This window comes from Pyxidicoccus xibeiensis, from assembly GCF_024198175.1.
Classification (GTDB): Bacteria; Myxococcota; Myxococcia; order Myxococcales; family Myxococcaceae; genus Myxococcus; species Myxococcus xibeiensis.
In genome coordinates this window covers 339,943-359,491 of the sequence record NZ_JAJVKV010000004.1, presented here as the reverse complement: position 1 = coordinate 359,491, position 19,549 = coordinate 339,943, and the positions used below count along the sequence as shown (strand labels likewise).

Genomic DNA, 19,549 nt, shown 5'->3' with positions numbered 1-19,549 from the left:
CGGCTCAGCGGTTGAAGGGGTACTCCTGTATCCAGTTGAAGCCGCGGCGGACGAGCAGGAACTGCGACACGTCCACCTTCTTGAGGTGGACTTCGATGGTGCCGTCCTGGAAGGGGCCCTGGAGGACGAGGTGCTCCGCGTCCGGCTGGGAGTACGTGAGCACGCTCGTCTTCGCCGCGTCCCCCGTGCCGTCGGTGAGCGTGACGGTGCCTTTCGCCGCGTCGTCCTTCAGCCCGAAGCGCTTCGCGGTGTCATCCATCAGCCGGACGGTCATCCGGCCATGGCTGCTGACGGCCGCATACCGCCACCGCGTGGTGTCGCCCAGCAGGGGTGGCAGCACCTGCCCGTCGCGGGTGAAGGACTCGACGGTGTACAGGCCGAGGAGGGCATGCTGCGCGGCGGCTTTGAACCAGGCGTTGAGTGCGCTGAACTCCTGGAAGAACGCCCAGGCCACCGCGCCCAGGAAGAGCACCCTCAGGGCGAGCACGCCCCGTGCCTCGCGCTGGGAGAGAGGCACGGGCGTGGCAAGCTTCCGGGGGGTGGTGGGGCGGTTGAGCAGCAGGACATGGAGGAGCCGCTGGGCGTCCGGCAGCAGCAGGAACACCGCCATCAGCAGCAGGTGTGACGAGTAGAGCTTGACGGGGATGTCGTAGAAGAAGTTGAGGGCCACCACGTTGCCCATGACGCCGATGAGGACCACCGCGCCCAGCGAGGTGGTGCGGCGGAAGAGCAGCAGCAGGCCGCCCACGCACTCCGCGGCGCCGGCGAGGAAGGTGTAGCCGCTCGAGTAGCCCATGAAGGTCCACACCAGTCCCATGGGGGAGAACTCGCCCAGCGGCTGGACGAAGCGCTCCGGTTGGGGGAAGGAGAACTGTATGTGGAAGACCTTGGCCAGGCCGTAGGACAGCATGCTCATGGCCAGCACGTACCGGACGTAGACGCGCAGCACGTCGTGCGCCTGGACGTACTGGGTGCGGCGCCGGTCGACGATGGACCCCACCGCCGCCGCGACGAGGGCGACTGCGAAGAGGACGAGCACCTGCACGTAGTTGTACGTGGTGTCGCCGCTGCCGTTGGTGAAGATGGTGATGTCCGTCTCCAGGCGCAGCACGTGCTTGCCCACCCAGGGAATGACGGTGTGGCCGACCTCGCTGATGGCCTTGACGAGGCTGTCCGTGCCGGGCAGGGCGTCCAGCGGGGACGGGAAGGAGTAGAGGAACAGGTAGGCGAGAGCGAACCGGAAGGCGATGCGCCGCACGAGGCCCCAGGGCTCCGGCGCGGCGACTGTCATCGGCGGCCCTGGCAGGGGCGGGGAGGGATGGAGCGCGAGCGGCTCGGGGGCTGCGGGCTGGGGCGCGGCGGAGGTCATGGCGGGCGTGGGCCAGCCTATCCCGGGCGGTGGAAGCCCTGCTCCAGAGGGCCTCGAAAGGCAACCATCCCTGCAACCGGGTGGTCAGGGCATGTTCACGGGAGGCACGAAGGTGAGCCCCGAGCCGACCAGGTTCAGCCCGAGCCCGAGGTGACTCAGCGCGTGTCGATGATGGGCCACAGCTCGCCCAGCCGGAGTTCGATGGCGTCGAAGGGGGCCACGCGGACGACGTCGTCCTCTCCGTAGACGCCCAGCTCCCACCAGCCGCCATCCCTCAGCTCGCTCGCGGTGAGCGTTCGGCTCTCCAGGTCGATGAACCAGAGGTGGCGGATGCCGATGCGCGCGTAGAAGGGACGCTTGATGCGCTGGTCATATCCTCGCTTCGAGGGCGAGAGGATTTCACACGCCCAGTCCGGGGCGATGCTCCAGGAGCCGTCGGGCACGCCCCGGGGCGCACGCTCCCTGCGCCAGCCAGCGAGGTCCGGGACGAACTCCGGGGAGCCACCCACCCGGATGCCCGGCTCGGCGTGGATCCACCAGCCTCCGGGACCTCCTCTTCCATGCTGGAAGGGGCCCCGGATTTCCGTGAGCAATCCGCTCAGGATGTCGGTGTGTCCGGCCCGGGGCCGGGGATGCACGTACAGCGTTCCATCGATGATCTCGCCCACGACGCCCTCTGGCAGTGCCTCGAGGTCGGCGAGGGTTGCGGGACCCTCCTGCTTTCGCGCGCCGTAGGCCATGCCTGGAGTGTGGGGATATCAGCACCGTCTGACAAGCAGCGCGCCGCCCCTTCCGGTGCACGTCGGCGACCCCTCCGCCTGCCGGGCCGGCCGCCGCGGAAGGAATGTTCATTCCGCGCTCCGGCTTCCCCTGGGGCGGGCGGCCCACGACTGTGGAAGGAGCGTTCCCTCCACGCTCCAGCCTCTCCGGAGGCGGGCGGCCCACGGCCGCGGAAGGAATGTTCATTCCGCGCTCCAGCCTCCCGGGGCGGGCGGCCCACGACTATGGAAGGAACGTTCCTTCCACGCGCCAGCTTCTCCGGGGGCGGGCGGCCCACGACCGTGGAAGGAGCGTTCCTTCCACGGAGGGCCTCGGCCGGGGCCGTCGACGTGCAGGCCGTGCCCATGTCGCGACTCAGTACCCCCGGTACCGCCGTCCCGCCTGCTGGCGCAGCTCCATCGCCTCGGCCAGCTCGCGGCGGTCCTCGGGCAGGTAGTGCTGGGGAATCAGCTGCTGGTGCACCAGCTTGCCCAGCGGCGACAGGCTGAACGTGCCGAGCAGCCGGTTCTCCTCGCCCAGTCCCAGCTCCACCCACCGCGCCAGCCGCTCGCGGTGCGCCACCATCGTCTCCGCGCCGTACTTCTTCGCGCGCGAGCGCACCCGGGTGAACGGGCTGTAGAGCAGGTCGAACGTCACGTCCCGCGTCGCCCGCTGCGCATCGTCGAGCGTCCGCCAGTACGCGATGCCCAGCCCGCCCTTCTCCACCGCCGCGCAGTAGTCGTTCACGTCGCGGTGGTTGAGGAACGTGGCCCGGTCCCCAATCGAGAAGCTCGAGTTCCCGAGCCCGTGGTACAGCACCTCGCCGTACGCAGGATTCACGCGCACGCGCGCAAGCTCGAACAGCTCGCGCCGCACGTGCCGGGGCGAGCGGTAGAATCGCGCTCCCAGCTCCTTCCACCCGAGCCGCGAGAACATCGCCCGTGCCTGTGCATCGCTGTGCGCCGTCTGCACCCAGGACGGCACCGCGCCGGGCTTGCCGTACGTCCCGCTGCGCGGGTCATCGTGGTACGGGTAGATGAAGACGCTGTCCACCGCGCCACTCGTCGCCAGCCGCTCCAGCTCCGCGAGCGTCTTCCGCCAGGACTCGGGCGTCTGCCTCTCCAGCCCTGTCATGATGTCGATGTTGACGAACTCGAAGCCGCACTGTCGGGCGCGCTCGATGGCCTCGAAGGCGATGCGCAGCTCCTCCTTCTGGTGGTGGAAGGCGTAGAGCTCCGGGTCCAGCGTCTGCACGCCCAGGTTGATGCGGCGGAAGCCCGCCCGCACCAGCGCCTGGAGCTTCTCCTCGGAGGCCGTCACCGGCTTCGCCTCCACGGTGCTCATCGACGTCATCGGCGGGCCGAAGTGGAACAGCAGCCGCTCCAGGAACCGCTCCAGCAGGTGCAGGGGCAGGGCGGTGGGCGTGCCGCCGCCCAGGAAGTACAGCGCGCGCTTGAGCCGGGGCGTCAGCTCGCGGACGCGCCGCATCTCCAGCCCGAGCGCATTCACATACCGCGACATCAGCTCGTCGGTGTGCTTCGTCACCAGCTCGTAGTGGAAGCAGTAGCGGCAGCGATAGCGACAGAAGCCGAAGTGGAAGTAGTAGCCGCCCGCGCCGAACGGGCCCACCGCGTCACGCAGGTACTCCTCGTCCGTGGGCGAGCGCTGGTACCCGGGGCGCTTCTCCATCTGCACGGCGGGCGGGTACGTGAGCTGGTAGTCGTGCATCTCTGGCTGGGGCCGCAAGAGCGGCTCCTGGTCCCAGAGTCGCTCCAGCCGCGCTCCCAGCTCCGCCTCCGTTGCGGTGTGCACGTCCAGCGCTTCGTCGAACCGGGAAACCCTCATCCGAGCCATGGGAATCGTCGCCCCCTCGCCAGCTCATCCATTGCGCGCTGCATGGCGGCCCGCACCCGCGCGTCCACCGCGTCCACGTCCCCACCGTCCGGTGAAATCGGCGGCAGCACCCGCACGCGGATGCGTGTGGGCAGGGGCAGGTAGCCGGGCAGCGGCCCCAGCCACAGCCCCCAGGGAAGGCTGAGCGACAGCGGAAACGTCTTCAGCCGGAAGCGGCGGTCCGTCCCGAGCCTCCGCGCCAGCGACGCCCCATCCCAGAGGACGACGAGCGCCTCGTGCCCGCCCACGCAGACCACGGGGACGATGGGCACGCCCGCTTCACGGGCCAGCGTCACGTAGCCCTTGCGGCCGGCGAAGACGACCTCGTTCCTGCGGGAGAAGCTCCGGCACGCATCGTGGTCGCCGCCCGGGTACACCTGCACGGCGTATCCCCGACGGAGCGCCTCGGCGGCGACCTCGTGCCGGGCCCGCACGGCGCCCAGCTTCGCCAGCGCGCTCGCGAGCGGACGTGGGTACACGTCGAACATGCCATCATGCGCCAGCGTCACGAGCGGCGGCTGGCGGCCGGACGTGTGGTACGCGCCCATCCACACCAGCGTGTCGGGAATCATCACCGCGCCGCTGTGATTGCCCACGCCGAGGAATGGCTCCGAGGGCAGGTGCTCCATCCCGCTCACGTCCACGCGGAACCAGGTGTGGAGTGCGCGTGTCAACCAGCCGGCATGGCGCCGTTGGAACTCCGGGTCCACGGCCTCCAGCGTGCCGGGCGTCACTTCCAGCGCTCCAGCAGCGTGTCGAAGTCGAAGCTGTAGAAGCCGCGCTCGGGCCAGTCCGGCATGGAGAGACAGAACTTCGCGAAGCCGACGAGCGAGGCGAAGCGCGGGTCCACGTCCAGCGGGTCTGGATACTCGAAGCGCCCGGCGGCCTCGGCCAGATCCACCAGGCGTGCGTGGTAGCCGGGCCAGGCCACCAGCTTGCGCAGGTAGGGGGCCCAGCGCGTGCGGCCCTCGACGACCTTCGCGGCCTCTTCACGCAGCAGCGCGAGGCCGCCCGGGTGGGACTGGAGGAGCTGCAGGTCGTAACCGAGGAAGGCATCCTCATGGTACACGCTGACCACGTGCCGGACGATGCTGGCCGGGCGCTGGGTGAGCCCGGAGTCGGCGATGAGCTGGCGCGGGTTGTAGAGAATCTGCAGCGGGACGCGGATGGGCACCTGGCCCATCAGGGTGGTCCTGCTGCGAGCGCGCTCCCGCTCGCTCTCGCTCAGGGTGACGGGCAGCATGGCCATACCGCCCACGCGGACCTGCCACGACGAGGGCACCCGGTCGAGGTGGCCGTGCTTCACGAAGAAGCCGAAGCGCTCCTGGAGATATGGCGGGGTGCCCATGACGCACGTGGACTATGCCACGTCAGGTCGGCGTCTCGCTCCCGGGCCCCCGGTCCCGCTATCGTGATGGCGTGAAGCACGACCTGGTGCGCGCGCACGGCGCGGATCCGATTTCGTACTCGACGCTCCAGGCGGGCCTCTCGTACTTCGAAACCTCCTTCGGCTACATCGCCTATCAGCGAGCGCTCGGGTTCGACCTGACGCTCGGTCCTCCGGTGTGCGCGCCGGGAGACCGGGCGGCGCTGCTCCAGCGCTTCCTCCAGGCGGGCAGGCGTCCTCTCTTCTTCTACGTCCAGCGAGACATCGCGATGCTGGCCGCGGAGCTGGGCGGGGCTCGCTACCGGGTCAGCGGCATGGGCGTGGACAAGGTGCTGTCGCTCGAAGCGCCCGACGCCGGGCGAAGCTCCCGGGTCCACGGCGCGCTCAAGAAGGCCGTGCGGGGCGGCTTCGACGTGGTGGAGGTCCGCCCGTCAGCGCTGGACTCCGGGGAGCGCGCAAGGGTGGACGCCATCACCCGCGCGTATCTGCGCCGCAGCTCGGTGCCGGTGGAGATGCGCTTCATCAACCGGCCGCTCACGCTCGAGGACGACGGGCTGGCGCGGATGTTCCTCCTGCGCCAGGGCGTTGACGCCCGGGTGTTCGGCTACGCGGTGCTGGACCCGTACTTCGAGGAAGGACGAGCCCAGGGGTACCTGCTCAACCTCATCCGCTTCGAACCGACGCGGCTGTGGGGCGTGTACTACGCCGTCGTGGCGACGCTCGCGGCCCGGCTGCGCGAGGAGGGAGTCCCGCAGCTCTCGCTGGGCTTCTGCCCGCTGTACGGCGTGGACACCGAGGGCTGCACACCGGGGCTGGCGAGACAGGTGCAGTGGATGGAGCGCCGGTTCGCGGGAGTCGACTACCTTGCCCGGCTGCGCGAGCTGAAGGACGCCTTCCCCGGCATGACGCCGCAGCGCTATTTCGTGACGCCTTCGCCGTGGGCCGTGACAGCGCTGCTGTCCTTCCTGCGTGCCACCGGCGTGCCCTTCGGGGAACTCATCCGGCAGCGCTTCACCGACAAGCCCCGCGAGGGCAGGGGCACGCTGCCGGCTACAGCTTCATCCGCTTGAACACCGTCTCCGGAATCGTGCGGATGATGAGCATGATGAGCGCCCAGATGCCGGGCACGTAGACCTCGTTCTTGCGCGCATCCGCGGCGCTCAGCAGGCCGCGCGCCACCTTCTCCGGCGAGGCGAACAGCTTGTTCTTCGGGATGTGCGCCGTCATCGGCGTGTCCACGAAGCCCGGCTTCACGGTGACGACGGCCACGTTGGACTTCGCCAGCCGGTTGCGCAGACCCTGGAGGAACACGTTCAGTGCGCCCTTGGACGCGCCGTACACGTAGTTGCTCTGCCGGCCGCGGTCTCCCGCCACCGACGAAATCACCACCAGCGTGCCCGCCTTCTGCGCCTCGAAGCGGTTGGCCAGCACCGTCAGCAGGGACACCGCGCTCAGGAAGTTGGTGCGCAGCACCGTCTCCGTCGCCGCCCACGACTTCTGCGCCTCCGTCTGGTCTCCCAGCACGCCGTGCGCCAGCACCACGCCGTCCAGCCCGCCCAGCGCCGCATACGCCGCGTCCACCAGCGACTCGTGCGCGGCGAAGTCGTTCAGGTCCACCGCCCGCGACTCCACCTTCGCGGCGCCGCGCGTGGTGGCGTCCTGCGCCACCGCCTCCAGGTTCGCCGCGTTGCGGCCGACGAGGTACAGCGAGGCTCCGCGCGCGGCCAGCAGCCGCACCGTCGCCTGGGCAATGGCGCTGGTGGCGCCGAGGACGAGCACTTTCTTCATGGGGTGCGCAATCTCGAAGAGGGGTCAGCGAATCGCAAGCAGGGACTGGGGCCGCGAGGCCGCAGGCCCCCGCTCCGACTCCAGGGAGAACGGCAGCGCCACCGGATTCACGCGCCGCCAGAAGGACGAGGAGAAGGCCGGGTCCACGTAGCGCGAGAAGCGCTCGCGCTGGGGGAAGTACGCCGCGAAGCTCTCCGGGCTCATCCGCGCGTCCTTGGCCGGGTACACCGCCCCGCCCGCCTCGCGCGTCACCCGGTCCAGCTCCTCCACCAGCCGCCACGTCTTCTCCCCGCGGTTGGCGAAGTCCATGGCCAGCGTCACGCCCTGGCGCGGGAAGGACAGCCACCCCGGAGAGGGGATGTCGCCGAAGGTCTTCAGCACCGACAGGAAGCTGGGCAGCCCGCCGCGCGAGCTGCGCTCCAGGATTTCCGCCAGCGCGTCCCGCGCGGTGGAGTAGGGCACCACGCACTGGAACTGGAGGAAGCCCTTGCGGCCGTAGATGCGGTTCCACCCGTAGATGGCGTCCAGCGGGTAGAAGAACGGGTCGTAGTGTGTCAGCCGCTGCTTCGGCTTGCCGTTCTGCCGGTGGTAGTACAGCCAGTTGAACGCGGAGACGGAGAGCCGGTTGAGGCAGAAGGCCGGCATGTCCATGGGCACCGCCAGCCCCACGCCGTGGGACAGGTGGCTCTTGGCCAGCGGCAGCCCGTCGAACTGCGGCGGCGCGAAGTTGCCCCGGTACAGGAGCCCCCGGCCGACCTTCCTGCCGCGCGCCAGGCAGTCCACCCACGCCATGGTGAACTCGTAGTCCTTCTCCGACTCGCGGGCGACCTCCAGGAAGCCGTCCAGGTTCCCGAAGGGAACGGTCTCCTGGAGCACGTACGGGTTGCTGATGGGCTTGAGCTGCACCTCCGCCCAGGTGACGAGCCCGGTGAGTCCCAGGCCGCCAATCGTCGCCCCGTACCAGTCCGGATTCTCGTCCGGCGCGCACACGCGGCGGCTGCCGTCCGAGCGCACCAGCTCGAAGCGCCGCACGTACCGGCCGAAGGTGCCCCCGCGGTGGTGGTTCTTCCCGTGCACGTCGTTGGCGATGGCGCCGCCCACCGTCACGAACTTCGTGCCCGGCGTCACCGGCAGGAACCAGCCGCGCGGCGCGGCCAGCCGCAGCAGCGTGTCCAGCGAGACGCCCGCCTCGCAGCGCACCACGCCCGTGGCCGCATCGAACGAGATGAGCCTGTCCAGCCCCGCGGTGAGCAGCAGCGTGCCGCCCCCGTTGAGGCAGGAATCGCCATAGCTGCGGCCCAGGCCGTGCGGCAGCACCGTGCCGCCCGGCTGGGGCAGCGCGTCCGTGCGCCACACCAGCGGCTGCGTGCGCTGCTCGACTCGGGGGTAGCGCCCCCAGGACTCCAGGGCCTTCATCACACGGCTCCTCTCACCGGGCGGCCCATAGCACCAATGCCGAGACGAGGCCCACCGCGTAGCTCACCCGGTCCCTGAGCGCGAAGACGAGCGGGTCCTCGTTCACCAGCCCGCGGTGCGCCAGCACCCACACCCGCCCCACCCAGTACAGCATCACCGGGCACAGCAGCCACAGTCGCTCGGGGTGGGTGTACAGCGCCGTCACCTCCTTCGAGGTGATGTAGAGCGCCAGCACCAGCACGGACACCTGTCCGGAGGCGGCCCCCAGGCTGGCCAACTGCTCGTAGTCCTGCGCCAGGTAGCCGCGCCCGTGCGCCGCCGTCTCGTTGGACAGCCGCAGCCGCCGCACCTCGCTCAGCCGCTTCACCAGCGCCAGCGAGAGGAAGAGGAACATGCTGAACATCATCAGCCAGCTCGACGTGGGCACGCCCACCGCCAGCGAGCCGCCGAAGATGCGCACCGTGTACAGCCCGGCGAGCACCAGCACGTCCAGCATCACCACCTGCTTCAGCCGCAGCGAGTACGCCAGCGTCAGCGCGTAGTACGTCGCCAGGAGCGCGGCGAAGGCGGGCGGCAACAGCAGGCACACCGCCGCGCCGGCCAGCAGCAGCGCGGGCGCCAGCACCACCCCGGTGCTCACCGGCAGCGCGCACGCCGCGAAGGGGCGCTTCTGCTTCGTCGGGTGCCGCCGGTCCGACTCCAAGTCGAGCAGGTCGTTCAGCACGTACACGCTGGAGGCGCACAGGCTGAAGGCCGCGAAGCCCAGCAGCGCCTTCACCAGCATGGCCGGGTCCGTCGCCTTGTGCGCGGCCAGCAGGGGGACGAAGACGAGCGCGTTCTTCGCCCACTGGTGCACCCGCAGGGCCTTCACCCAGGTGCGCGCCCCCACGGGGGGCCGCTCGAAGACGCGGTGCACCTGGCGGCCCAGCCCGTGCGCCCGCTTCAGCACCCCGGCCTGCGCGTGCACCACCACCACCCGCTGGCACTCGCGCCACAGCGGCAGGTCCACCGTGTCGTTGCCCGCGTAGTCGAACGTCCCCAGCGCCTCCTTCAGCTTCGCCAGCTTGCGCGCGCCCGACAGGTTCACCGTCCCGTCGCTGGCGTACACCTCGGAGAAGAGGCCCAGGTGCGCGGCCACGCCCTCGGCGATGCGCCGGTCCGCCGCGGTGGCCAGCACCAGGCGGCGGCCGCGCGCCTTCTCCTCGCGCAGCCAGGCCACCAGCTCGTCGTGGTAGGGCAGGCGGGACGCGTCCAATGACACCCGCCGCGCCACCTCCGCCTTGAAGAAGGCCTTGCCCTTGAGCATCCACAGCGGTGCCAGCAGCAGCAGCCAGGGCGCGTGCTTGAAGAGGGCGAGCAGGTTCTCGTGCAGCGTGTCCGTGCGCACCAGCGTTCCGTCGAGGTCGACGGCGAGCGGCACGTCCGGAGGGTCGGCTGGGAGGGGTTTCTCGGGGAGCATCACGGAAGGCCGCACGGTAGCGCACCGGAGCGACATGGGGGGCCGCGAAGACCCTCCGGGGCCGCCCGGCCGTCTACCAGGAGACCGGGCCGCCCGGGCCGCCCGGGCCGCCCGGCCCAGGCTCAGTCCGGCCGTGCCAGCAGGAGCGTCTGGAGGGGCAGGTGGCGGATGGGGCGGCTCTGGGCAATCTTGAAGCCCGCGTCGTCCAGGAAGCCCTCCACCTCCGCCGGGGTGTAGGCCGCCGCGCCGGACGTCAGGAAGTAGTGCAGGCCGATGAGGGGCGCGGAGCTGCTGGGGGCCTGGACGTCCTCGCGCAGGTACTCCAGCACCGCCAGCGTCCCCTTGCTTCCCAGCGCGCCACGCACCCGCCGCAGCAGGGCCACGTTCTGGGCGGGGGACAGGTGGTGCATCACCTGGAAGAGCAGCACCGCGTCGTAGGGCCCGCCCAGGTCCGCGCTGAGGATGTCCCCTTCGCGGTGGGTCACCAGGTGGCTCAGCCCCGCCGAGGTGATGATGTCCCGGCCCACCCGCGCGCTGCCCTCCAGGTCCAGCACCGTGGCCTTCAGCCCCCGGTGGCGCAGGCACAGCTCCGCCGCGTACCAGCCATGCGCGCCGCCCAGGTCCAGCAGGTGCTTCGCCCCGCGGGGCAGGGGGATGGCGCCCGCGACCTCGGGGGCCGCCAGCCGCGCCAGCTGGTGCATGGCGTGGATGTAGTCGCGCCAGCGCGGGTCCTCCGGCGCGAAGTGGTGGATGTCCACGGCCTGACCGGAGCGCACCACGCCCTCCAGCCCCGTCCACCAGTCCCACTGGGCGTAGTTGAACTCCAGGAAGGCGCCCACGTACTTCGGCGAGCGCGGGTCCAGCCAGCGCTTGGAGCGGGGGGCCAGCCGGTAGCGGCCGTCGCGCTGGCGCTCCAGCGCCTCACACGCCACCAGCGCCTCCAGCAGGGTGCGGGTGCCCTCGGGCGACAGCTTCAGCCGCTCCGCCAGCGCGTCCGCCGACGCGGGCGCTTCCGCCAGCTGCGCGTAGACACCCAGCCGCGCGCCCGCCATCAGCGTGCGCGACGCCATCATCCCGAAGAAGGCATGCGCCAGGGGCTGGGGGGCCAGGTTGAACCAGTCCGCCACGCGCTCCAGCAGGTTGTCCGCCTTGAGCCCCAGCCGCATGCGTGTGCCTCTACCGGTTCCGCCGCTGGCGCGCGCCCAGGGCGGCCAGCCCCACCAGCACCAGCGCCGCCTCCGCGCCCAGCACGCAGCCCTGCTCGGCCTGCCGGACCCCCGTGTAGCGGCACGTGCCCTCATGGCAGGTGAAGCGGGGCGAGCAGTCCCGGGTGCTGCGGCAGACGGTGTTCACCCGTCCGGCGCCGCCCTCGCCCTCCTCGTTGTCCCGGTCCGGCCCGCCCTCGCCCACGGAGGCATCCGGAATGGAAATCCCTCCATCGGACGGGGTCTGCGCCAGCGCCGCGAAGGGCAGCACGAGGGGGAGGCAGGCCAGCAGGCCCACCACATGGGAGCGGAAGGGATGACGGGTGGGAGACATCACGAGGCCGTCACCCTAACCCCCCGGGCCGACAGATGCATCCCCCGCGGAAACGGGCCCGGGCCGGCGGCGGATTGTCTGACCCTTCCCCCGGCATCTGGTACGGTACGCCCCGCGATGGCACCCCGAATTCTCGTCGTCGATGACAACCAGGAGCTCTTGTCCCTCCTCACTCAGCTCTTCGAGGAGGCGGGCTATGAGGTCATCGGCGCCAATCGCGGCAAGCAGGCCATTGACGTGGCCCGGGCGAACCCGCCCGCGGCGGCCGTGCTGGATATCCTGCTGCCCGACATGATGGGGTACCACCTCGCGGACGCGCTGCGGAAGGACAACCCCCAGCTGCCGCTGCTCTTCATCACCGGCGTCTTCAAGGGCGGCAAGCACGCCATGGAGTCGCGGACGAAGTACCAGGCCGCCGGCTACTTCGAGAAGCCCTTCGAGGCCCAGAAGCTCCTGGAGGCCATGACGAAGGTCCTCCCGCCGGAGAAGAAGGCCCCTCCGGCCGCCTCGCTCCAGGACGCCTTCGAGGTGGAGCTGGACATCGACGTGGAGGACGAGGGCCCGCAGGACGTGATGGAGCTGACGGGCCGCATCAAGGTGACGGGCGGCGGCAACATCACCGCGGAGATTCGCGGCGCCAACCTCACCGCCAGCCCCATGCAGAAGGTGCCGTCCACCCAGGTGCGCCCGCCCACCCCGGGCCGGCCGCCGGACCCGGTGCCCGCCGGCGGCGGCGCGCCGGGCAGCCGCCGCGGCGAGCTGAAGGACAACCTGCCCTCGCTGCTCACCGCCTTCTACCTCTCCCGCGAGACGGGCGAGCTGGGCGTGCAGAAGGGCAAGGTGAAGAAGGTCGTCTACTTCGAGAAGGGCACCCCGGTGTTCGCCCTCTCCAACCTGCTCGCGGACCGCTTCGGCCAGTTCCTGGTGCGCGTGGGGAAGATAAAGCCCGAGCAGCTCCAGGACGCGTCCGCCGTGGCCGCCCAGACGAACCGTCGCACCGGCGACGTGCTGGTGGAGCGCGGCCTGCTCAAGGACACCGAGCGGCTGTACTACGTGGGCCAGCAGGTGAAGGCCGTCATCTACTCGCTCTTCGCGTGGGATGAGGGCACGTACGTGATGAGCTTCAAGGAGAAGGCCTCCGCGGAGTCCATCAAGCTGGACGTGCACCCGGCCAACCTCATCGTCCGGGGCATCAAGAAGCTCTACAAGCCCGAGCGCCTGCGCCGGCTGCTCCAGCCCGAGGACCGGCTCATCCCCGCCGTGGCCCCCGCGTACCAGCTCAACGAGGTGGAGCTGGAGCGGTGGGAGGCGGAGCTGCTGCCCAAGATTGACGGCAACCGCACCGTCGCGGAGCTGCTGGCCTTCGCCAACCGCCCCGAGCACGTCGTCTACGGCTTCCTGGTGGCGATGATGTCGCTGGGCATCCTCGACAAGCGCTCGTAGGGGCACAGGGGCCCGGGGCCATCCTCGGGTGGGAGTGTGCCATGTCGATTCCAGGAGCAATCGCTGTGTACACGTCGGGCTCGGGTGTCCCCGAGCACGTCTCCCATCGGCCCTGGCGCGGGGTCGATCATTGGTGGGATGGCTCCCCGACGGGCCTCGGGCAACACCTCATGGAGCGCGTGCGGCACGAGCAGGGCGACATCCAGGCCGTGGTGCGCCAGCTCATCGATGAGGCCCCCTGGGGCTGGACCAACTGCATGCAGCAGCCCAAGGAGACGGCGGGCGAACGCCACACGGAGCAGGACCCCGGCCCGCGGGTCGCGCCGGACGAGACGGGGCTCGTGGCCTACATCTACGTCTTCGACCTGGAGGCGCGTCGGCTCGACGCATTCTCGACGTACGTCGGGGACGACGGCAGACGGATCGGCTCCGTGGTCTTCTCGCCCACCGGCACACCCGACCTGCCGGCGCTCGACCTCTTGCCCGAAGAGGCTGTCACGGAGCCGCTCCTGCCCGGCGAGGAACTCTCACCCCAGGCGCTGCAGGGCTGGCTCGAGGGCTTTCCAGCACTCGAGACAGGCGCCACCCTCATGCACTGGGTGGAGACCCAGGAGTGTCCGGACCACTCCCTCTCCATCACGTTCCGGGTGGTCACCTTTGAAGAGGAAGAGGTCACCCAGGTGGTGGAGCAGGACTGGAATGCCGTGCCACACTCCGCGCGGCTGGAGCCGGAGCGTGTCCGGCACTTCCTCGAGGCGCTCGTCGAGGTGGTGAGCGAGGATTTGACGCGGCTCGACCCTTTCTGGATTTCCTCGCTGGACTCCCTGCGTCGCTCCGGGGCAAGGCAGCGTGAGAGCTTCGCGAAAATCATGAGGGCGCACCTGGCCCGCGACTGAGGCTCCGAGGGGCAGGGGGTGAAGGTCAGCGTGTAGTCCTGCGCGCCGCCCGTATTGAGCTCCCGGTACCCCAGGTGGCGGGAGTGGGTGTTGCAGATGTTGTCGGCCCGGGGCCACCGCGGTCCTCCGCCAGCTCCCCTCCGCGCGCTCGCAGGGGCCGCGCGAAGGGAGCGTGGCGGGCACGGAAGTCTAGGGGGCCACGGGCAGCGTGCCATCCGCCACGATGCTGATGGCCTCATCCGCGTAGGTGTGCACCCCCGACGAGGTGGTGAGCGTGCCCCGGATGTTCATGGAGACCTCGCCTGTCGTCGCCGAAATCTCCGCGCCCCCCACCTTCAACGTCGCGTTGGCGTCGAGGAAGTCGGTCACCTCACCCGTGATTTGCACGCGCCCCTTCGACGTGAGCAGCACCTCTCCGGTGCCGCTCGAGGCGCTCACCACCACCGTGTCCGTCATGGTGCCGTTGAAGCGGTTCTTCCCGTCCTCGGAGTAGTCGACGTACTGGATGACCGACTCCACGCGGATGTCCCCGGTCGCCGCGACGTTGACGGTCTCCTTCACGAGGGCCTTGCCGCCGGCCGCGCCCGGCTCCGTGCGCTCGGAGGAGACATCCGGCAGCGCCATCGCCACGAGCCCCTGGCCGAAGCCGCTGCTCTCGCCGCGAACCGGGCGGTTGGCCTGGTGCAGCGCCTTCGCGGCGCCCTGCTTGCCGCCGCCCAGCTTCGCGCCGCTGCCGTCGCCAGTGTCATCATCCTTGTCGCTGCCGCCACAGGCGCTTGCCATCACGGAGAGGACCAGCGGGAAGAGGAGCTTTCGGAACGTCTTCATTTGTTCTTCCTCGGGTTGGAATGTGGAGCGTGTTGCGACAGGACGGGATTGCACGCCCTGTGCCCCGGCTCACACCCGCCCGCCCGCGAGGGTGTTTCCGCCCTCATCCCGAGGACTTGGCGGCTCGCCTCTGTTCCCGTGACGCGCGTCACTGTCCCCTGCCAGGAGACAACTGACCTTGAATGAGGCAGGTGCCGCGGCGGCGTCAACGTCGCAGGCGTGCTGAAGGGCCTCCGCACCACGCGCTGAAGGCGGGTTCCCTCACTCGTCATCTTCGGCGAGTTGGTGCCACAGGCACCGGGTCAACCCAGAGTACGACTCAACCCGATAGAACTTCGCTCCCTCCAGCTTCGAGAAGTCGTTGTCGACGAGCACCGTCACCTGCGACGTCTCGTCATCGAGGACTGCCGAGAAGAGCGTCACGATCTCCGAGGGATGCGTCGACCAGTGAATGATGACCCCCCTCTTGCCTGTCTCCTTGTCGATGCTGACAAGCATCCTGGAGCCGTTCACCTCTTCCCAATGTAGACCCGGGGCAAGCGCGGGGTCTGGGGAGGCCTGCAATGAGAACGTGCTCTTGCCGGAGGCAGGGACGTCGAGGTGCATGATGACAGAGGAGTCGACCCACTCCGGCCACTCCGCCCTGGGATGGAGGGCAAGCAAGCGCTCCCTGAACAGGCGCAGGGCCTCGTTGCGTTTCCTGGCCGGCGCGAACTCCTGCTGCCACCGCGTCCTGGGCTTCTTCATCGGCGCCTCCTCCCACGGGGACCATGTTACCCCGTAGCCTGCCTCAATCCGCTCGGAGTCGTCGGTCGCGCGCTGCTCGGCGAGCCGCTGGAAGACATACGGCCCGCCTTCACCGCGCCTCATGCCGCGGCGCGTGAGGGAATGAAGTGAGCGGTTACGAATAGTTACCTGATTACAGCAACAACCTGGGTGAGAGACGACCCCTGTGCATTGAAGGCTTTGAACGGCGAAGCTCGACAGTCCTGAATTCGCAATGTATATCCTGCCTCGGCGATGACTCGCGTTGATGAGGCCATGCGAACCTCGAAGCTGATTTCGCGGGCTGAAAATACAATGCGTTGCGTCGCCAGTCGTCTGCCTCCACCCCGCACAGTCGTCTCCATCGAAGGTACAGCTCATGCTCAAGCGCTACATCTCCCAGGCGGCGGTCATCGCTGCTGCGGCGGGCCTCTCCGCTGGTTGTGGTTCCGTCGAAGAAGAGCCATCCGCTGACGCACTCGGCACCCGTCGCGATGCAATCAGCAGCGTGGTCTTCTACCACGACTTCCACGCGGACAGTTTCGCGAACGGCCAATGCAACAATGGAATCAATGTCTATGAAGGCAAGGGCCTGGGAGAGTGGACGACCCGAGTCGACCTCGACACGGACTCGCGCTCTGGCGGCTGCCAGCAGACGCTCGGCATCGTCGACCCGCAGGGCGAGCTGTCCGGGTTGACGATCCTGGCCGACTTTCAGGGAGACGGTGTCTTCTCGGGTAACGGGCAGTGCGGCAATCCCGGCTCCCGTTTGATTCCTGTGACCGGCAGCAGCAGCCCGGTGTTGGCACCCTATTGGGGAATCAACACCGACGGACGCTCGGGGGGCTGTGTCCTCTCGTTCAGCCTCTCGGGGCGCAGCGACGTGGCCCTCGACGTGAAGTTCGAGGATGAGAACTACAATGGGCAGTGCAGGAACACGGGCCTGAAGACCGTGACCTCGACCACGTCCGCGTCCATCATCATGGACATGGATGACCGCTCGGGTGGGTGCTTCCAGAGCTTCCGCCTCCGGAAGATGTCCTGTGGCGACACCATCTGTGACCCCGGTGAGTCGTGCGAGGCGGACTGTGTCCGGTGTGGCGACGGCATCTGCAATGGCTCGGAAACGGAGCTCTCCTGTGCTCGGGACTGTAGCCCCGCGACTTGCGGCGATGGCATCTGCGAGCCCCCGGAGACCCGGATCAACTGCAGGGCGGACTGTGGGCCCATCGTCGAGTGCGTGCGGCCGCCGCCGGGTTGCCTCTAACAGCGCTCGGAGCCTCTTCGAGTGAGGTTGCGGGCCGGGGTCCCCCCTGTCACTGCTCGACGACGAACGTGGTGTGGTCCACTCCGGCGTTGCCGGTGACGGGGTCGTACGCAGTCACCGTGACTTCGTATGCGCCCTGCTGCTGTACGACGAGCTCACCCTCGAAGGTGCTGGTCTTCCCGGCATGCTTCAGGGGGAGCTGGGTGAGCGGCTTCCCGTTGTGCTTCACCGTGGCCTGCAGCGCATACCGGTTGGAGTCCCAGAGCCCCTTGGGCTCCGTTGGGCAGCCACACATGAGGGTGAGGTTGGCGCGAAGCGGAATGGTGAGCTTCTTGTCTCCCGCGAGCTTGAAGAACTCGTGAGCGGATGGCGCCAGCACATCCACCACGAAGCCAGGCAGCTCCAGGATGAGGCCATCGCCCTCGAGGTGCTTGCCGGGCAGCAGCCAGAGCTGGGTCGTACTGGTCACGAGCGCCTGCCGCTGCGCGAGCGGCCCGGACACCTCCACCGTCACCAGCCGCGGCTCGGTGATGTCCAGGGTGGCCGTGAACTTCGCGGATGCCTCATCCGCGAGCGGCGCCCCCCGCACCTGTGGCTGCTTCATCAGCGTCTGGGTGTTGCCTGTCGAGCCGGAGGTGACCCCGCTGGCCAGCACCTGGCCGGACTCCGCATCCCGAAGCACCACCCGCACGCCCCCCATGGATGTCCCGACGAACTTGCCGTCCCGGGCGCGAGCCCTCACGACCAGCCGTGTCTCGGCGGCAAGGGTTGTCGTGGAGAACAACAGCAGGGTCCAGAGAATGAGGTTTCGCATGGCTCGCTCTCGATGATTCAGCCGCATCAGGGCTGCATCGATTTGACGAAGTCAATGAACGCACGCAGCGGCGTCGGGAGGTGGTGACGACCGGGGTAGTAGAGAAATGGCCCGGAGAAGCTCGGCCACCATGATTCCAGTACGGGCTCGAGCTCGCCTCGGTCGATGAAGGGACGAAGCCAGTCCTCGAAGCCGTAGATGATTCCGGTGCCAGCCACGGCCGCATCCACTGCGAGGTCGGTGGTCGTGCCAAGGCCGACAGTCAGCGGTCCCTTCGGAGCGACGCTGAGCGTCACCCCGTTGCGTTCGAATTCCCACGCATGCAGCGGGCCATTCGTGTACCGCCCCCCCAGGCACGCATGCTCCAGCAGCTCGCGCGGATGTCTGGGGCGCCCACGACGGGCGAGGTAGGCGGGCGAGGCGGCTGTCGCGAAGCGCTGGACGCGAGGGCCGATGGGAACAGCCACCATGTCCTGCGCGAGCCGCTCTTCGTAGCGGATGCCCGCGTCATAGCCCTCGGCCACCACGTCGACGAGGCGCTCCTCGGCGATGACCTCCAGACAGATGTCGGGGTACTTCGCGAGGAACGGCGGCACGATGCGCGGCAGCACGAGCCGCGCCGCCGCAATCGGGACGTTGAGCCGCAGGCGTCCCGCGGGGCGGTCGCGGAAGTCGTTGACCACGTCCAACGCCGAGCGCACCTCGCCGAGCGCAGGCGCGAGCCGCTCGAGCAGCCGGCCCCCTGCGTCCGTAGGCGTCACGCTGCGCGTGGTGCGATGCAGCAACCGAACGCCGAGCCGGGCCTCCAGCCGACGGACAGCGTCTCCCATGCGCGAAGCGCTGCTCCCCGCCACGCGAGCAGCGCTGCGGAACCCGCCCTCGCGAGCGACCGTCATGAATGCCGTGAGGTCAGCGAGCTCATCCATCGTTGTGCGGATTTTCGCACGGCCTGTGCGGATTGCCACCGGTAGTCGTGCAGTGCTTCCTTGCGTAGAGGGTGGGCAGCGTCGAGCAACCCAGGAGCTTCGCCATGACCCTCAGCCACATCTCCCGCAGCTATCGCCTCGGCACACACACCATCCGCCGCGTGGGGTACGGCGCCATGCAGCTCGCCGGCCCCGGCGTCTTCGGCCCGCCCAGGGACCGCCAGGCGGCGGTTGCCGTGCTGCGAGAGGCCATCGCCCAGGGCGTCGACCATCTCGACACCAGTGACATCTACGGCCCCCACGTGACCAACCAGCTCATCCGTGAGGCGCTGCATCCGTATCGCGACGGGCTGGTCATCGCCACCAAGGTCGGCGCGGTGCGCGGCCCCGACGGTTCGTGGGAGCCTGCGTTCTCCGCCGCTGACCTCGAGCGCGCGGTCCACGACAACCTGCGCAATCTCGGGCTCGAGGTGCTCGAGGTCGTGAACTTCCGTGCGATGTTCGACGTCGCGGGTCCGGCTGAAGGCTCAATCGAGGCGCCGCTCACCGCGCTCGCGGAGCTTCAGCAGCGCGGCCTCATCCGCCACATCGGCTTGAGCAACGTCACGCCGACGCAGGTCGCCGAGGGTCGCAAGCTCGTCGAAATCGTCTGCGTGCAGAACCACTACAACCTGACGCACCGGCATGACGACGCCCTGATAGACGAGCTCGCCGCCAGGGGTACGGCCTACGTGCCGTACTTCCCGCTGGGCGGCTTCACGCCGCTGCAGTCGAGCGCGCTGAACGACGTGGCCGCGCGGCTGGGCGCGACACCGATGCAGGTTGCGCTGGCCTGGCTCCTGCACCGGTCCCCCAACGTGCTTCTCATCCCGGGCACGTCGTCGCTCACACACCTCAGGGAGAACCTCGCAAGCGCCACGCTCACCCTGAGCGCCGAGGACCTGGACACCTTGAACCGTCTTGCCGAGCGGACCTGACCTCGGCTCGTCCCCCGAAGACG

The 19,549-nt window shown here is 69.3% G+C and carries 19 protein-coding genes; 5 read left to right on the top strand and 14 right to left on the bottom strand.

The annotated features are described in order from the left end of the window. Positions 1 to 4 precede the first annotated feature (4 nt). The 5 genes from LXT23_RS19315 to LXT23_RS19295 all read right to left on the bottom strand — a co-directional run bounded on the left by LXT23_RS19315 (position 5) and on the right by LXT23_RS19295 (position 5,369). Positions 5 to 1,369 (bottom strand): DoxX family protein, encoded by a 1,365-nt coding sequence (locus LXT23_RS19315; protein ID WP_253981678.1) that lies wholly within the window; start codon positions 1,367 to 1,369, stop codon positions 5 to 7. Between the two features lie 155 nt (positions 1,370 to 1,524). Further along, positions 1,525 to 2,037, bottom strand: a complete 513-nt coding sequence (locus tag LXT23_RS19310; RefSeq protein ID WP_323379040.1) for a Uma2 family endonuclease — start codon at positions 2,035 to 2,037, stop codon at positions 1,525 to 1,527. Between the two features lie 466 nt (positions 2,038 to 2,503). After that, a complete protein-coding gene (locus LXT23_RS19305; RefSeq protein WP_253981676.1) occupies positions 2,504 to 3,973 on the bottom strand; it encodes a radical SAM protein in 1,470 nt (489 codons plus the stop codon). Continuing rightward, positions 3,970 to 4,755, bottom strand: coding sequence for a lysophospholipid acyltransferase family protein (locus LXT23_RS19300; protein WP_253981675.1), 786 nt, complete (start codon positions 4,753 to 4,755; stop codon positions 3,970 to 3,972). Before LXT23_RS19300 ends, LXT23_RS19305 begins: the two co-directional genes overlap by 4 nt. After that, on the bottom strand, positions 4,752 to 5,369 hold the full coding sequence (locus LXT23_RS19295) for a hypothetical protein (RefSeq protein WP_253981674.1): 618 nt from the start codon (positions 5,367 to 5,369) through the stop codon (positions 4,752 to 4,754). Before LXT23_RS19295 ends, LXT23_RS19300 begins: the two co-directional genes overlap by 4 nt. Before the next feature lie 71 nt (positions 5,370 to 5,440). Here LXT23_RS19295 and LXT23_RS19290 point away from each other — a divergent pair, with 71 nt between their 5' ends. Beyond that, positions 5,441 to 6,478 carry a phosphatidylglycerol lysyltransferase domain-containing protein gene (locus tag LXT23_RS19290; protein WP_253981673.1) on the top strand — a complete coding sequence of 346 codons (1,038 nt, stop codon included), beginning with the start codon at positions 5,441 to 5,443 and terminating at the stop codon, positions 6,476 to 6,478. On the opposite strand, the gene LXT23_RS19285 is transcribed toward LXT23_RS19290, so the two are convergent. The 5 genes from LXT23_RS19285 to LXT23_RS19265 all read right to left on the bottom strand — a co-directional run bounded on the left by LXT23_RS19285 (position 6,459) and on the right by LXT23_RS19265 (position 11,610). Then, positions 6,459 to 7,196, bottom strand: a complete 738-nt coding sequence (locus LXT23_RS19285) for an SDR family oxidoreductase (protein WP_253981672.1) — start codon at positions 7,194 to 7,196, stop codon at positions 6,459 to 6,461. The two genes, LXT23_RS19290 and LXT23_RS19285, sit on opposite strands and share 20 nt — an antisense overlap. Before the next feature lie 24 nt (positions 7,197 to 7,220). Further along, positions 7,221 to 8,612 (bottom strand): FAD-binding oxidoreductase, encoded by a 1,392-nt coding sequence (locus LXT23_RS19280; protein WP_253981671.1) that lies wholly within the window; start codon positions 8,610 to 8,612, stop codon positions 7,221 to 7,223. Positions 8,613 to 8,625: 13 nt separating this feature from the next. Continuing rightward, complete coding sequence (locus LXT23_RS19275; protein ID WP_253981670.1) at positions 8,626 to 10,071, bottom strand: UbiA family prenyltransferase; 1,446 nt, start codon at positions 10,069 to 10,071, stop codon at positions 8,626 to 8,628. Positions 10,072 to 10,193: 122 nt separating this feature from the next. After that, on the bottom strand, positions 10,194 to 11,237 hold the full coding sequence (locus LXT23_RS19270; RefSeq protein WP_253981669.1) for a class I SAM-dependent methyltransferase: 1,044 nt from the start codon (positions 11,235 to 11,237) through the stop codon (positions 10,194 to 10,196). Positions 11,238 to 11,247: 10 nt separating this feature from the next. Beyond that, on the bottom strand, positions 11,248 to 11,610 hold the full coding sequence (locus tag LXT23_RS19265) for an MXAN_6627.5 family MYXO-CTERM protein (RefSeq protein WP_253981668.1): 363 nt from the start codon (positions 11,608 to 11,610) through the stop codon (positions 11,248 to 11,250). Positions 11,611 to 11,727: 117 nt separating this feature from the next. Between LXT23_RS19265 and LXT23_RS19260 the strand changes: the two genes are divergently transcribed. Continuing rightward, a complete protein-coding gene (locus tag LXT23_RS19260; protein ID WP_253981667.1) occupies positions 11,728 to 13,053 on the top strand; it encodes a response regulator in 1,326 nt (441 codons plus the stop codon). A gap of 41 nt (positions 13,054 to 13,094) precedes the next feature. Further along, positions 13,095 to 13,949 (top strand): hypothetical protein, encoded by an 855-nt coding sequence (locus tag LXT23_RS19255; protein WP_253981666.1) that lies wholly within the window; start codon positions 13,095 to 13,097, stop codon positions 13,947 to 13,949. A gap of 189 nt (positions 13,950 to 14,138) precedes the next feature. On the opposite strand, the gene LXT23_RS19250 is transcribed toward LXT23_RS19255, so the two are convergent. Continuing rightward, on the bottom strand, positions 14,139 to 14,777 hold the full coding sequence (locus LXT23_RS19250; RefSeq protein ID WP_253981665.1) for a hypothetical protein: 639 nt from the start codon (positions 14,775 to 14,777) through the stop codon (positions 14,139 to 14,141). A gap of 261 nt (positions 14,778 to 15,038) precedes the next feature. Further along, positions 15,039 to 15,647 (bottom strand): hypothetical protein, encoded by a 609-nt coding sequence (locus LXT23_RS19245; RefSeq protein ID WP_253981664.1) that lies wholly within the window; start codon positions 15,645 to 15,647, stop codon positions 15,039 to 15,041. Between the two features lie 274 nt (positions 15,648 to 15,921). On the opposite strand from LXT23_RS19245, the gene LXT23_RS19240 reads away from it, so the two are divergent. Next, a complete protein-coding gene (locus tag LXT23_RS19240) occupies positions 15,922 to 16,809 on the top strand; it encodes a hypothetical protein (RefSeq protein WP_253981663.1) in 888 nt (295 codons plus the stop codon). Positions 16,810 to 16,858: 49 nt separating this feature from the next. On the opposite strand, the gene LXT23_RS19235 is transcribed toward LXT23_RS19240, so the two are convergent. After that, positions 16,859 to 17,623: a hypothetical protein gene (locus LXT23_RS19235; protein ID WP_253981662.1), complete on the bottom strand. Its 765-nt coding sequence runs from the start codon at positions 17,621 to 17,623 to the stop codon at positions 16,859 to 16,861. A 26-nt stretch (positions 17,624 to 17,649) separates the two neighbouring features. Beyond that, positions 17,650 to 18,549, bottom strand: coding sequence for a LysR family transcriptional regulator (locus LXT23_RS19230; RefSeq protein ID WP_253981661.1), 900 nt, complete (start codon positions 18,547 to 18,549; stop codon positions 17,650 to 17,652). Between the two features lie 104 nt (positions 18,550 to 18,653). Between LXT23_RS19230 and LXT23_RS19225 the strand changes: the two genes are divergently transcribed. Further along, positions 18,654 to 19,526 carry an aldo/keto reductase family oxidoreductase gene (locus LXT23_RS19225; protein WP_253981660.1) on the top strand — a complete coding sequence of 291 codons (873 nt, stop codon included), beginning with the start codon at positions 18,654 to 18,656 and terminating at the stop codon, positions 19,524 to 19,526. The last annotated feature ends 23 nt before the right edge of the window (positions 19,527 to 19,549 follow it).

What these genes read in the sequence shown, in the direction of transcription:
- LXT23_RS19315 (WP_253981678.1), bottom strand. Translation starts at nt 1,369, where the DNA reads ATGACCTCCGCCGCGCCCCAGCCCGCAGCCCCCGAGCCGCTCGCGCTC.
- LXT23_RS19305 (WP_253981676.1), bottom strand. Translation starts at nt 3,973, where the DNA reads ATGAGGGTTTCCCGGTTCGACGAAGCGCTGGACGTGCACACCGCAACG.
- LXT23_RS19295 (WP_253981674.1), bottom strand. Translation starts at nt 5,369, where the DNA reads ATGGGCACCCCGCCATATCTCCAGGAGCGCTTCGGCTTCTTCGTGAAG.
- LXT23_RS19285 (WP_253981672.1), bottom strand. Translation starts at nt 7,196, where the DNA reads ATGAAGAAAGTGCTCGTCCTCGGCGCCACCAGCGCCATTGCCCAGGCG.
- LXT23_RS19280 (WP_253981671.1), bottom strand. Translation starts at nt 8,612, where the DNA reads ATGAAGGCCCTGGAGTCCTGGGGGCGCTACCCCCGAGTCGAGCAGCGC.
- LXT23_RS19275 (WP_253981670.1), bottom strand. Translation starts at nt 10,071, where the DNA reads ATGCTCCCCGAGAAACCCCTCCCAGCCGACCCTCCGGACGTGCCGCTC.
- LXT23_RS19270 (WP_253981669.1), bottom strand. Translation starts at nt 11,237, where the DNA reads ATGCGGCTGGGGCTCAAGGCGGACAACCTGCTGGAGCGCGTGGCGGAC.
- LXT23_RS19265 (WP_253981668.1), bottom strand. Translation starts at nt 11,610, where the DNA reads ATGTCTCCCACCCGTCATCCCTTCCGCTCCCATGTGGTGGGCCTGCTG.
- LXT23_RS19260 (WP_253981667.1), top strand. Translation starts at nt 11,728, where the DNA reads ATGGCACCCCGAATTCTCGTCGTCGATGACAACCAGGAGCTCTTGTCC.
- LXT23_RS19255 (WP_253981666.1), top strand. Translation starts at nt 13,095, where the DNA reads ATGTCGATTCCAGGAGCAATCGCTGTGTACACGTCGGGCTCGGGTGTC.
- LXT23_RS19250 (WP_253981665.1), bottom strand. Translation starts at nt 14,777, where the DNA reads ATGAAGACGTTCCGAAAGCTCCTCTTCCCGCTGGTCCTCTCCGTGATG.
- LXT23_RS19245 (WP_253981664.1), bottom strand. Translation starts at nt 15,647, where the DNA reads ATGAGGCGCGGTGAAGGCGGGCCGTATGTCTTCCAGCGGCTCGCCGAG.
- LXT23_RS19240 (WP_253981663.1), top strand. Translation starts at nt 15,922, where the DNA reads ATGCTCAAGCGCTACATCTCCCAGGCGGCGGTCATCGCTGCTGCGGCG.
- LXT23_RS19235 (WP_253981662.1), bottom strand. Translation starts at nt 17,623, where the DNA reads ATGCGAAACCTCATTCTCTGGACCCTGCTGTTGTTCTCCACGACAACC.
- LXT23_RS19230 (WP_253981661.1), bottom strand. Translation starts at nt 18,549, where the DNA reads ATGGATGAGCTCGCTGACCTCACGGCATTCATGACGGTCGCTCGCGAG.
- LXT23_RS19225 (WP_253981660.1), top strand. Translation starts at nt 18,654, where the DNA reads ATGACCCTCAGCCACATCTCCCGCAGCTATCGCCTCGGCACACACACC.